A 13000-nucleotide genomic window follows, 5' to 3' on the forward strand; every position below is an offset into this window, starting at 1 on the left:
CCAGTGAGCCGACTCCGTCAATTGATTTTCCACCGCTTCCCCTCCATGCCTTATTAGTGCTCAATTTGTTCATATCCGTTCAATACTTTTCGGAAAAATCCACGAAACTCGACTTTTTCCTGAATCATAATTTGCAGCGCCTGAGCAAAATCCTCCTCCGGAAATTCAATGGACAGTGCACATCCAGCTGTGATTTCCTTCGGCGTCGGTCTCGTATCAATGTCTATATCTGCGTACTCTAGCAGCATCTCTGTGTGAAGCGCCTGTTGTGTTGAATCAAAAGCAATTAATACCGTCCCCATCTTCCCTCACTGCCTATCTTTCCGTCTTATAACTTATAGGATAAAGGATAATGAGTGCCAAGACAAATAGATTTAGCACACCATAGATTGGATATAAGACTGCAACCAATGTTGAAAAACCAAAATTGCTTAAAGGAATCATAATCAAAATTAGAACAAGAGAAATCAACCAGTTCGGCGATTTAAACCACGAAGAAATGCGGGATACAATGCCATAGACACCACTTAACGCTGTGGTATAAATAGCAAACCACAAAATGACTGAAACAACTACAATCATTGCCGTTGGGTATCCCTTCAGGAGAGCAAACAAAGGAATCTCATAAAGCCCAATTTCATGCCCTGCCTTCAACAATGAGCTATTCATTAGAATGGCAATCAGGGCGAGTCCACCTGTACTAACAATGGATGAAACCCAGATTTCCTTTTTCGAGCGCAATTCCTTCCCTAAGGTTGATACAACAGCAATCAATGGAACAACATTTAACGCTGCATAGGTGATTCCTGAAGGCCAAGAGACATACCCGTTTCCTAGAATGGTTTGCGCCCCTTCATAGTCCCCTGTAAGAAATTTAATGTAAACGAAAAGAAGAACCCCCGTTAAAATAGGGATGATAAATGATTGAATGGACATTAACCCATCTACGTCAAATAATAAAACAAGAAAAACCATCAGAGCAATAAAAAAAACTCCAAAAGCGTAGGAAAAATTCCATTCAGAAAAGGTTGCCCCACTGCCGGCAAACATCACAATCGACATCGAAAGCAAATAAAGCATCGTTAAAATATCAAAAATAGAAGCAAGCCTCTTCCCCATCAACTTTCTTAATATTCCATAATAATTGGAAATTCCCGGTTTAGCACTCATCCAAAGTACAATCGTTACTGTCACAAAGAAAAGCACCATGGCAAGAGATAAACTGTATTGACTATCCCTGCCATAGGAGGTGAAGAATTCCCACATTTCCCTCCCTGATGCGAATCCAGCACCAATCGTGGTCCCGATAATCGTAAACCCTATCTTTAATCCTCTCCATACTGCCATTGGACATCCCCCCACGTAGAAATCATATGAAAACGTGGGGGAAAGAATGTCCCAAACGTATATTATTTTTCAAATCGCCGTATACTGGTAATACTAATTTTTTCCATGGAGGAGCCGATGAAACGAAAACCGTTTTTCCAGGTGCACCCTATCTCCCCATTCAAAGTCGATTATTCCCAAGATACGGCTTCAGAAGTATTGACAGCCCATCTCTATAAACGGATCGTGAATTATGGTGCTTTTCAAGAGCTTGTCATTTTTTGCATTGGGACTGATCGCTCTACAGGAGATTCGCTAGGTCCTCTTGTGGGGAGTCAATTGCAGAAAATGTATCCAACCGGCGTTCATGTGTATGGAACGATTGATGAGCCTGTGCATGCGGTCAACCTTGCAGAAACGATAGAAAAGGTAGAAACGAAGCATCCGAAGTCGCTAATTATTGCCGTTGATGCCTGTCTCGGTCAATTTACTAGTGTCGGCCATATTCAAGTAGCAGACGGCCCTCTAAAACCGGGAGCAGGTGTAAAAAAAGAACTCCCCGAAATTGGCACCTTCCATATTACTGGAATTGTCAACATCGGCGGGTTTATGGAATATTTTGTCCTGCAAAACACACGTCTAAGCATTGTGATGAAAATGGCAGATATGATTGCTCATTCCCTTTTCCATTCCACCAATCTTTATTTGAGAGACCAACGCAAAAGCTCAACAGCCTTTTAGCTGCTGAGCTTTATTGCTGTTATAAAATTGATAGTTTTGATAAAAGCCAGACCGCAAAAGCTGCTACTAATAAACTAGGGAGCAGATTTGCTACATTGATCTTCTTTACTTCCAGGATATTCAATCCAATTCCTACAATCAGGATCCCACCGACGGCCGTCACTTCCACAATGATCGCATTCAATAGCTGATCGCTGACGAATAAAGTAATAAAGGTAGCTCCAAGGGCAATCAATCCTTGATAAAGAAAAACTGGAATGGCGGAGAAAATCACACCAATCCCCAACGTAGAGGCGAAGATAATCGAGGTGAAACCATCCAGAATTGATTTTGTATATAAAATATCATGATTCCCTCTTAACCCGCTATCCAATGCCCCTAGGATGGTCATCGCTCCGATACAATAGACAAGTGTAGCTGTCACAAAACCAGTGGCCAGATTCTTATTTCCCTTTTGACCAAAACGGCTTTCCACCCACTTCCCGATTTTATCCAAGCCTTTATCAATGCGCATCCATTCTCCCAGGATCCCACCAACAACTAAGCTTGCCAGTACGATAATGAATTGTTCCGTTTTCAAAGCCATCATGATTCCTAGGATACATACAGCCATTCCGATCCCTTGCATGATCGTGTTTTTTACACCTTCACTAATCTTCGTCAACCGACTTCCAAGCAAGGCACCACAAATGATCGCCATCGTATTGATAATCGTTCCCCACAATACCATGCTACTTCCCCAATTCTCCTTGAATTTCTCTCACCGCTTCAAGCAATGCAGTGACATCTTCTTGTTCATTGAAATATCCAAAACTCGCCCGAACGGCACCTATTCCCATTGTCCCGATCGTTTCATGACCTAATGGGGTACAGTGATAACCGGCTCGTACAGCAATCCCATATTGCTGATCCAATAGAAAGGCAACTTCCGAAGCGTCGATTCCATTCAATGTAAATGCAACTACCCCCGCCCTTTCCACCGACTTGTCCGGACCATACACCTTTACCCCATCGATCCCAGCCAACCCGTCCAAAAGGGCGTTGGTTAACTTTCGTTCTTTCTGATTAATCTTCTCCACACCTGTTCTTAATACGAATTCAACTCCAGCCCCGAGTCCAGCAATTCCTACAGTATTTGCTGTACCGCTTTCATAACGGTCCGGACGAGTCATCGGTTGTTCAATGGACTCTGAATGGCTTCCCGTTCCTCCATGTAGCAAAGGAACAAGATCTAGTGTCGGATCAATATACAGCCCACCTGTTCCTTGTGGTCCGTACAGCCCTTTGTGCCCTGGAAAAGCCAACATGGTGATGTTCATTTCCTGCACATCAATAGGCATAATTCCTGCGGATTGCGAGGCATCTACGAGAAAAGGAACTTGATAACGTGAGCAGAGTTCACCTATTTCTTTAATAGGTGCCAGTGTACCGATTAAATTGGAGGCATGACTCACCACAACCAATTTAGTCTGATCCGTAAACGCCTGTTCAAAATCATTCAAGGAAAAGAGAAAATCTTGGTCAGGCTGGATATAGGTGATGGATACCCCCTGTTCTTTCTTAAGAAACTCTAGCGGTCTGCGAACCGAATTATGCTCCATGGTCGTTGTAATGACATGATCCCCTGCTTTGAGCCATCCTTTGATCGCTTGATTTAAAGCACTCGTTGCATTGGAGGTAAAGATCATATCATTCGGATTTTTTATATGGAAGAGTTTCGCAAGGTTGACTCTCGTCTGGAATAAAGCCCGACTGGCTCTCATTGCCAATTGGTGCCCTCCACGCCCAGGGTTGGCAGCAAATTGATCAAGACATTCATTCATCGCTTCCTTTACTTCTGGCGGCTTCGGCCAGGTGGAAGCCGCATTATCCAAATAAACCACACGCACGTTCTAACTCCCCTCCCACTTGATGTCCATTTTACAAAAAGAAAAGGCTATGTTGTTCAACCACACGAATCAACATAACCATTAATGTAGTTTACCCTTTCTTTACTAACTCCATAATTCTTTCCAAATCCTCATTTGTATAGAATTCAATTTCAATCTTCCCTTTATTTTTTCCCTTTTTGATATGAACAGAAGTTCCAAACGCATCTCGGAACCGCTCTTCATATTGAACGATAAAAACATCCTTCTTTACTTTTTCTTTTGTTTCACGTGGAACACCCTGTGTTAATTCTTTAATCCATTCTTCAACTTGCCGAACACTCAAATCTTTTTTAATTACTTCTTGCGCAATCTTTAATTTTAATGCATCTTGTTCAACAGATAACAAAGCTCTTGCATGTCCCATCGACAATGTTCCACGTGAAACATAATCTCTTATTTCCTTTGGCAACTGAAGCAGTCGCAAAAAGTTGGCAACATGTGGACGGCTTTTCCCTACTTTTTTTGCTAATTCCTCTTGTGTCAAGGAGAATTGTTTCATTATTTTCTCATATGCAACAGCGATTTCAATGGCATTGAGGTTTTCCCTTTGCAGGTTTTCAATTAAGGCGATTTCCATCACTTGTTCATTTGTAAAATCACGAACGACGATAGGAACCTTCTGGATCCCCACCTTTTGGGAAGCCCGTAATCTTCGTTCTCCGGCAACCAATTCATACCCTTTAATGCTTTTTCGGACAATTAAAGGCTGGATCACACCATGTTCCTTAATCGATTCCGCTAGCTCATCCAAAGCCTTTTCATCAAATTCCTTTCTAGGCTGAAAAGGATTGGGACGGATGTCCCTACATTCTACTTCGATAATCTGATCGTTCACCTCAACTTCCAACGATGGAATCAAGGCGTCTAATCCTCTACCAAGTCCTTTGGCCAAGTTCCAGCACCTCCCTCGCCAAATCCATGTACACTTCCGCACCACGGGACTTGGGGTCGTAGGAGATAATCGCTTGTCCGTGGCTTGGTGCTTCACTTAATCTTACATTTCTAGGAATGACAGCTTGATACACTTTTTCACGGAAATACTTTTTGACTTCTTCAATAACTTGAATACCAAGGTTTGTGCGAGCATCAAACATCGTTAAAAGAATCCCTTCAATCTGAAGGGATGTATTTAAATGCTTTTGAACCATGCGAATCGTATTTAAAAGCTGGCTTACCCCTTCCAAGGCATAAAATTCACATTGTACAGGAATCAACACAGAGTCTGATGCTGTAAGTGAATTTAAAGTGAGAATCCCTAAGGAAGGCGGACAGTCAATAAGGATAAAATCATATCTGCTCCGAATATACTCAAGGGCCTTTTTCAGTCTGACTTCCCTTGAAATAGTGGGAACCAATTCAATTTCAGCTCCTGCCAGTTGAATCGAAGCTGGGATTATAAATAGGTTTTCTATACTTGTCGGTAAAATGGCATCCAATGGATCCATATCGTTCACTAAAACATCATATATGCAATAACGGATATCCGCTTTATTCACGCCAATACCGCTTGTCGCATTACCCTGTGGGTCAATATCGATTAACAAGACTTTTTTGCCTAAAGCAGCCATGCATGCACTCAGATTGACAGAGGTTGTGGTTTTTCCCACGCCCCCTTTTTGGTTAGCCACCGCGATGACTTTCCCCATCTACTTCACCTCTTTTTAAAGAAAAGCTTCTATCGAAGCCTTCACTCGCCTGCCAATTCTATGAAGAAAAAGCTTCGACGGACATCCTCTATTCTAACTTATTTCGAATCGCTTGAATAGAAGATTTAATTAGCTGTTCTTCGGAATCTTAATGGTGATTTGATAAAACTCTTCGAAGTCTTCTTCTTCGGTATGAATGGCTAAACCATTTTTCATCACCATATCCACGGATTGCCGAACCGTATTGATGGCCAGTCGGGTATCCTTGGAAAAAGATTTTCTTTTCGGCCTTTTATCTTCCTGTTTCACTTCTATCATTTGTTTAATTCGATTTTCCGTTTGCTTCACATTCAAATCTTTCTCTATAATCTCCTGAAGCATTTTCAGCTGCAAAGTTTCATCTTTTAAAGCCAATAAAGCACGAGCATGTCTTTCTGTTACCTTGCGTTGCAAGAGATACTCCTGAATCGACGCAGGAAGATTTAATAAACGAAGTTTATTAGCAATCGTCGATTGGCCCTTTCCCAGCTTTTGCGCTAAACTCTCTTGCGTTAAATTTTGCAGATCGATTAATTTTTGGTATGCTACAGCTTCTTCAATCGCTGTTAAACCTTCTCTTTGCAGGTTTTCAATTAAAGCAATGGAAGCCGCTTGAGCATCATTAAATTCCTTTATAATCGCAGGGATTGTTTCTAACCCTAATTTTTTCGTCGCCCGCCAACGGCGCTCCCCCGCAATAATTTCAAATTGACCACCCTGTTCCCGAACAACAATTGGCTGAATAATCCCATGTTCTTTAATCGTGACACATAGTTCATCGATCCGTTCATCATCGAAAACCGTTCGTGGTTGATAGCGGTTCGGCACGATATCTTTGACCGGGATCTGCCTGATTTCCTCATGTTCACTTTTTTCAGAAAGCCCGAACAACCGCGCAAATTGATCTCTCAATTCAGACACCATCCTATGGAAAACGTATCCTTCTATTTCATTTCTGCTACATACTGTATTCGCCGTTCTAAACCCATTTTCCTGCCTTGTTCTGTTTATTTCCTGTTTATTTCCTATTTATTGTTCCACGTGAAACAAAAGATCCCTTTTAGAACCGGGGAAGGTCCTAAAAGGGACTGATCTTTTCAAATGAATTAGACGATTGGTTTTTTTGTCGGCAATCCCGCTTTTCTTGGATACCCTTTGGGGGTTGGTGCAAACTTATGAATAGCTATAATCGATCTTTCAGCCTGATCGGTTGGAAGCTGTAGAGATTCCACCTGTTCGGTTTTTCCTCCCAAGGTTTTAATCGCCTTTTTCGCTTCATTTAATTCTGAGGAAGCATGGGATCCTTTCAACACAACAAAGTCTCCTCCTACCTTCGCAAACGGCATGCAATATTCCGCCAAGACGTTTAGCCGGGCAACCGCTCGGGCCGTTACCACATCATACCGCTCCCGATGCTCCGGCTTTACTCCGAAATCTTCCGCACGTCCATGAAGAGGTGTCACATCCTGCAATCCCAGTTCATCACATAACAGGCGCAAAAAGCTGATCCGCTTATTCAAGGAGTCAATAATAGTGATTTTTAAATGTGGAAACAATATCTTGATTGGCAAGGAGGGAAACCCTGCCCCCGCTCCAATGTCGATCAGTGTATCCACTTTCCCAAAATCAAAGAAAAACGCTGCTGCTACTGAGTCGTAAAAATGTTTCTCGTAGACTTCTTCACGGTCTGTTATCGCTGTCAAATTGATTTTTTCATTCCACTCCACTAACAGCTCATAATACCGCTCATATTGCTTTGCTTGTTCCGGACGAATGGGAAACCCTCGATCCTTTAGTTCCTGCTCAAATTGTACAATCTCCATCTGATGCTCCTAACTGCTTACCTTATTTCTGTGTTCAAGGTAAACTAGCAAAACTGAAATATCTGAAGGGGTGACCCCGGGAATTCGCGCAGCTTGTCCAATGTTCAGCGGATGAATTTTACTCAGGTTCTCTCTTGCCTCTTTGGCAATCCCTTGAATCTCGTTAAAATCAATGTATGGCGGGATTTTCTTCTTCTCCATCTTCTTCATCCGTTCTACGTCCTGTAGCTGCTTGCGAATGTATCCCTCATATTTAATTTGAATCTCGACTTGTTCTTCCACCTCTGTCGGCAGAGCTTCCTCTGGCGGTGAAAGTCGAATAATATCCTTATATTTTACTTCTGGCCTACGCAGCAATGCAGCCAACTCAATGGCATTATCAATCTCAGCAGACCCCAGCTCTTGTAAAAAGTTTAAGGTTCTCTCATCTGGTTTGACTTTGGTTGCCGTTAAACGCTCCAGTTCCCCTTCAATTAACCTTTTCTTTTCTAGGAAACGCTGGTAACGTTCCTCGGTAATCAAACCAATCTGGTGTCCTTTTTCCGTTAAGCGTAAGTCGGCATTATCATGGCGCAGAAGCAGACGATATTCAGCACGTGAAGTTAGCAACCGATAAGGTTCCATCGTCCCTTTCGTCACCAAGTCATCGATCAAGACGCCAATGTAGGCTTCAGAGCGGTCAAGGACGAATGGCTCTTTCCCCTGCACCTTTAAGGCTGCGTTTATTCCCGCAATAATGCCCTGCGCAGCAGCCTCTTCATAGCCGGAGGTACCATTCAGCTGTCCCGCCGTAAACAGGTTCTCTACTTTTTTTGTTTCCAACGTCGGCCAAAGCTGAGAAGGAACAATTACATCATACTCGATGGCATATCCCGTGCGCATCATCTTTGCTTCTTGCAACCCGGGAACACTGTGCAGGATATCTAACTGGACGTCCTCCGGCATGCTTGTAGAAAGTCCTTGCACATACATTTCCAACGTATCCCGTCCTTCTGGCTCCAAAAAGATCTGGTGCCGCGGCTTATCATTAAAGCGCACAACTTTGTCCTCAATGGATGGACAATACCTTGCCCCCACCCCTTCAATCAACCCGGAGAACATCGGTGCCCGATGAATATTCTGAGTAATAATCTCATGTGTTTCAGGGCTTGTATAGGTTAACCAGCATGGGATTTGATTCGGTACCGGAACTTTTGTTTCGAAGGAAAAGAACTGGGGATCTTCGTCACCAGGCTGTATTTCCATTTGATCAAAATCAACGGTTAATTTGTTCACCCGAGGCGGCGTTCCTGTCTTGAAGCGAACCATCTCAAATCCTAAATCCTTTAAGTTATGGGAAAGTGTGACAGATGGCTGCATATTATTTGGACCACTTTCATACTGCAACTCCCCGATAATAATTTTTCCCCGCAGGTACGTCCCTGTTGTCAACACAACTGATTTCGAATAATACCTGGCCCCGGTTTTCGTGACGACCCCTTCACATACTCCGTTATTTACGATTAGTTCCTCTACCAGACCTTGACGAAGCGTAAGATTTGGTGTGTTTTCAATCGTTTCTTTCATTTTATGCTGGTACAAGAATTTATCGGCCTGAGCGCGTAAGGCGTGAACTGCTGGACCTTTCCCCGTATTCAGCATCCGCAGCTGAACATAGGTTTTATCTATATTCTTCGCCATCTCCCCGCCTAATGCATCAATCTCACGAACGACATGCCCCTTTGCCGGACCCCCGATCGATGGATTACATGGCATAAAGGCTACCGAATCCAGATTAATGGACAACAGCAAGGTGTTGCACCCCATTCTTGCAGCTGCGAGCGCTGATTCAGATCCAGCATGTCCAGCTCCGACCACAATGACATCATAGCTTCCACCATCATACGGTTTAACCATTTCATTCCCCTCCTTATTTCCCTAAACAAAACTGTGAAAAAATTTGATCCAATAAACTATCGCCTGCAGTATCTCCAACAATCTCCCCTAAGAGCTCCCAAGTCCGTTTCAAATCAAATGCGGAAACATCCACAGGCATCCCTACTTCAATACTTTGTCGGAATTCATCAATATTTTTAATGGATTCCTTTAGTAAAGCGATATGTCTGGCATTGCTTACATAGGTTTGATCCTCTTTCATAATATTCCCTTGAAAAAACATCGCTGAAATCGCTTTTTCCAATTCATCCATTCCTTCTTCCTCTTTTATTGAGGTTTTAACAATTGGAGTGGAATCGGTCAATAACGGCTGCAGACGGGAAAAATCGAGTTGCTGAGGAAGATCTGTTTTATTGACAATGACAATCGCCTGAAGTCCTTTAATGACATCAATCAGCCTTTCATCCTCTTCTGACAACTTTTCATTATAATTTAGAACAAGCAAAATAAGATCCGCTTCTTTCAGCATTTTTCGCGATCTTTCGACGCCAATCCGCTCCACAATATCCTCGGTTTCACGAATCCCTGCGGTATCTACCAGGCGCAAAGGCACGCCGCGTACATTAACGTACTCCTCAATCACATCCCGTGTGGTTCCCGGAATATCGGTGACGATCGCTTTATTCTCATGGATCAGACTGTTCAATAAAGACGATTTACCTACATTAGGCCGCCCAACAATGACTGTTGATAATCCATCTCGGAGGATTTTTCCCTGCTCTGAGGTTTCAAGTAACCGAATAATCTCTTGTTTAATCCCTAAACTCTTTTCCAAAAGCATGTTCCGTGTCACGGACTCTACATCATGCTCAGGATAATCAATGTTAACTTCAATGTGGGCCAATAATTCTAGGATATTTTGTCTTAACCTCTTAATTAATTGGGACAACTTCCCCTCTACCTGCTGCAGAGCCACTTTCATCGCCCGGTCCGTTTTGGCCCGAATCAGATCAATGACAGCTTCCGCCTGAGATAAATCAATACGCCCGTTTAGAAATGCTCGTTTAGTAAATTCACCAGGTTCAGCAATTCTTGCCCCATTTTCTAGGGTCAACTGCAGAACACGATTAACAGAAACAATCCCACCATGGCAATTAATTTCAACGACATCCTCCCTGGTAAACGTTCTTGGGGCGCGCATAATCGTCACCATGACTTCCTCAAATGTTTCCCCTGTTGATGGATCAACCAAATGCCCGTAATGAATGGTGTGGCTATCCACAGTGGATAACTTCTTTCGACCTTTATATAACTTGTCCACAACCTCAACGGCGTCGGAACCGCTCACCCGAATAATGCCGATTCCGCCTTCTCCCATCGGTGTCGCAATAGCAGCAATGGTATCAAATTCCATGCATCATGACTCCCTATCTTAAAAAATGCTTCAATCTATAGATTTCCCTAATTTAATAGGTTATCATACCAGAAAAATCCTTGCGAGCTAAATTTTGTCCACAGCACATTCCATACAAAAAACCGGACCCCAGTAGAGTCCGGTTTAAACTTCCCTTACCATTCATTATTTTTTTGCTTGAATCACAATATACCGATTCGGGTCTGTCCCCTCACTATAGGTCATGACAAGGGATTTCCCCTGCAAATGGGTATGGATGATTTTCCGTTCATGCGCAGACATGGGCTCCAATTTCACAGGCTGTCCGCTTTTAGCCGCTTTTTCAGCAAGTCGATCAGCCAACTGCTGAAGCGTTTGCTTCCTCTTTTCACGATAATTTTCTGCATCCAAAATAATTCGTAAATAAGAGTTGGAATGGCGGTTTCCCACCGTATTTACAAGGAATTGAAGGGATTCGAGGGTTTGCCCTCTGCGACCAATAATAATCCCCAGATCATCTCCAACAATATCAAATAAATAAAAATCACTTTTCTTGGTGACAACCACCTTCGCAGAGATCTTCATGTTTTCTAATACCATTTCGAGAAATTTCTGTGCCTCTGCAAGAGGATCAATCTTGATCTCAACTTCTACTTTTGCAGGCTTTACACCAATTAACCCTAAAAATCCTTTGCTTGGTTCCTCTAAGATGGTGACGGTTACTTGGTCTTGAGCAGCACTTAACTGCTTTAAAGCCATCGACACAGCATCATCAACTGTTTTTGCTGTAACCGTTACTTTGTTCACTTCTTTTTACCCTCCTGAGCCGCAATGGGTTGATTTCCTCTAATAAAATAGGTTTGAAGGATAGTAAAAATATTACCAAATACCCAATAAAGGGATAAGGCGGATGGAAGAGTAACCGCAATCACCAGAATCATGATCGGCATAATCACCAGCATCATCTGCATTTGTGGATTCGGCGGCATACCAGCTTGCATCACTTTACTCTGGAAAAAGGTCGTAATCGCTGCCAATATTGGCAAAATATAAAACGGGTCCGGGCTGCCCAAGGCCATCCACAAGAAATCGTGGTCTCTTACCGATTCGTTTCGAATGATCGCCTGATAAAAAGCAATCAGAATCGGCATCTGAACAACCAATGGCAAACAACCGGCAAGCGGATTGACATTGTGCTTTTGAAACAACTTCATGGTTTCTTCTTGCAACTTTTGCGGATTTTCCTTGTGCTTATCGCGAACTTTTTGCAATTCAGGTTGAATCGCCTGCATCGCTTTAGAGCTCCTAATTTGTTTTACCATTAAAGGAAGAATCAACAAACGAATAAGTATCGTTGTGGCGATAATCGATAATCCATAACTACCCATCATTAAAGTAGCTAACTCATCAAGTACCCATGACATAGGGAAGATAAAATACCGATCCCAATAGCTCCCTGAGTTCGGATCAATGGGGGCTGGGTTCTTAATATAATCGGTGCTGCAGCCCGTCAAGGAAACTACAGCTATAAGAAGGATGAAGAATAAAAGATATCTTTTCCTCACGCCCAAATAAATTCCTCCTTGCAGTATATGTATTTATAAATTATGGAACGGGATCATATCCACCTGGATGGAAAGGGTGGCATTTCAACAAACGTTTAACAGATAAAATGATCCCAGTATAAAATCCATGCTTCTCTATAGCCTGATGTGCATAAGAAGAACAGGTTGGGTAGAATCTACAAGTAGGAGGCTTTAACGGGGATAAACACTTTTGGTAAAAGCGAATCAGCAATAAACAAATGCTTCTCATTTACTTACTCCCTCTTTTCCCCTTACAGACTCCCTTTTGAATCATCCTCGGTTAATGCTTTTTCGTATACTTTCGCCTTTTTCAAACAATGCACTAAACTATCAGCTACCTCCTGGTAGCCCATTTCCGCGACCGGACCTCTGGCAATCACAATCAGATCACCCGTCCACTTGATCGATGAAAGGTTTAATCGCAACGCTTCTCGAATAAGCCGTTTAATTCGATTACGTACAACAGCTTTTCCTAACTTTTTACTGACAGATATGCCTATTTTCAGTTGGTCTTGTCCCTCTTTTGGCAGAACATAGATGACAAACTGTCGATTAGCAGTCGATCTTCCTTTTTGAAAGACCTTTTGAAAATCATCCTGATCCCGCAAACGAAACTTACTTTTCAGCATCAAACATTTCT

Annotated in this window: 15 protein-coding genes; 1 reads left to right on the top strand and 14 read right to left on the bottom strand. The window is 42.6% G+C overall.

Going from position 1 to position 13000, the window contains the following annotated elements; genetic code table 11:
- Positions 1–53: 53 nt before the first annotated feature.
- Together J2Z37_RS11315 and J2Z37_RS11320 are read right to left on the bottom strand one after the other, a co-directional pair.
- Positions 54–302 carry a putative Se/S carrier protein gene (locus J2Z37_RS11315; RefSeq protein ID WP_209810380.1) on the bottom strand — a complete coding sequence of 83 codons (249 nt, stop codon included), beginning with the start codon at positions 300–302 and terminating at the stop codon, positions 54–56.
- A 13-nt stretch (positions 303–315) separates the two neighbouring features.
- Positions 316–1347, bottom strand: a complete 1032-nt coding sequence (locus J2Z37_RS11320; RefSeq protein ID WP_209810381.1) for a YkvI family membrane protein — start codon at positions 1345–1347, stop codon at positions 316–318.
- A gap of 117 nt (positions 1348–1464) precedes the next feature.
- Between J2Z37_RS11320 and yyaC the strand changes: the two genes are divergently transcribed.
- Positions 1465–2067, top strand: a complete 603-nt coding sequence (gene yyaC / locus J2Z37_RS11325) for a spore protease YyaC (protein WP_209810382.1) — start codon at positions 1465–1467, stop codon at positions 2065–2067.
- 19 nt (positions 2068–2086) lie between these two features.
- Here the strand turns inward: yyaC and J2Z37_RS11330 are convergent, their stop codons facing one another.
- The 12 genes from J2Z37_RS11330 to rnpA form a co-directional block, all read right to left on the bottom strand.
- Positions 2087–2797 (bottom strand): DUF554 domain-containing protein, encoded by a 711-nt coding sequence (locus J2Z37_RS11330; RefSeq protein WP_209810383.1) that lies wholly within the window; start codon positions 2795–2797, stop codon positions 2087–2089.
- Position 2798: 1 nt separating this feature from the next.
- Positions 2799–3956: an aminotransferase class V-fold PLP-dependent enzyme gene (locus tag J2Z37_RS11335; RefSeq protein ID WP_209810384.1), complete on the bottom strand. Its 1158-nt coding sequence runs from the start codon at positions 3954–3956 to the stop codon at positions 2799–2801.
- Between the two features lie 91 nt (positions 3957–4047).
- Positions 4048–4890, bottom strand: a complete 843-nt coding sequence (locus J2Z37_RS11340; protein WP_209810385.1) for a ParB/RepB/Spo0J family partition protein — start codon at positions 4888–4890, stop codon at positions 4048–4050.
- A complete protein-coding gene (locus J2Z37_RS11345; RefSeq protein WP_209810386.1) occupies positions 4871–5644 on the bottom strand; it encodes a ParA family protein in 774 nt (257 codons plus the stop codon). The genes J2Z37_RS11340 and J2Z37_RS11345 overlap by 20 nt, the downstream gene beginning before the upstream one ends.
- 129 nt (positions 5645–5773) lie before the next feature.
- The gene (gene noc / locus J2Z37_RS11350) at positions 5774–6595 is read right to left on the bottom strand and encodes a nucleoid occlusion protein (protein WP_209810387.1); all 822 of its coding nucleotides are present in this window, start codon (positions 6593–6595) and stop codon (positions 5774–5776) included.
- Positions 6596–6789: 194 nt separating this feature from the next.
- The gene (gene rsmG, locus J2Z37_RS11355; RefSeq protein WP_209810388.1) at positions 6790–7506 is read right to left on the bottom strand and encodes a 16S rRNA (guanine(527)-N(7))-methyltransferase RsmG; all 717 of its coding nucleotides are present in this window, start codon (positions 7504–7506) and stop codon (positions 6790–6792) included.
- Positions 7507–7515: 9 nt separating this feature from the next.
- A complete protein-coding gene (gene mnmG, locus J2Z37_RS11360; RefSeq protein ID WP_209810389.1) occupies positions 7516–9402 on the bottom strand; it encodes a tRNA uridine-5-carboxymethylaminomethyl(34) synthesis enzyme MnmG in 1887 nt (628 codons plus the stop codon).
- A 13-nt stretch (positions 9403–9415) separates the two neighbouring features.
- The gene (gene mnmE / locus J2Z37_RS11365) at positions 9416–10795 is read right to left on the bottom strand and encodes a tRNA uridine-5-carboxymethylaminomethyl(34) synthesis GTPase MnmE (protein ID WP_209810390.1); all 1380 of its coding nucleotides are present in this window, start codon (positions 10793–10795) and stop codon (positions 9416–9418) included.
- Positions 10796–10960: 165 nt separating this feature from the next.
- Positions 10961–11581, bottom strand: a complete 621-nt coding sequence (gene jag / locus J2Z37_RS11370; protein ID WP_209810391.1) for an RNA-binding cell elongation regulator Jag/EloR — start codon at positions 11579–11581, stop codon at positions 10961–10963.
- Positions 11578–12339 carry a membrane protein insertase YidC gene (gene yidC / locus J2Z37_RS11375; protein WP_425340318.1) on the bottom strand — a complete coding sequence of 254 codons (762 nt, stop codon included), beginning with the start codon at positions 12337–12339 and terminating at the stop codon, positions 11578–11580. The genes jag and yidC overlap by 4 nt, the downstream gene beginning before the upstream one ends.
- A 40-nt stretch (positions 12340–12379) precedes the next feature.
- Positions 12380–12589 (bottom strand): membrane protein insertion efficiency factor YidD, encoded by a 210-nt coding sequence (gene yidD, locus J2Z37_RS11380; protein WP_209810393.1) that lies wholly within the window; start codon positions 12587–12589, stop codon positions 12380–12382.
- Between the two features lie 22 nt (positions 12590–12611).
- On the bottom strand, positions 12612–12986 hold the full coding sequence (gene rnpA, locus J2Z37_RS11385; protein ID WP_209810570.1) for a ribonuclease P protein component: 375 nt from the start codon (positions 12984–12986) through the stop codon (positions 12612–12614).
- Positions 12987–13000 lie beyond the last annotated feature (14 nt).

The sequence above is a fragment of the Ammoniphilus resinae genome (assembly GCF_017873965.1).
GTDB classification, from domain to species: domain Bacteria; phylum Bacillota; class Bacilli; order Aneurinibacillales; family RAOX-1; genus Ammoniphilus_A; species Ammoniphilus_A resinae.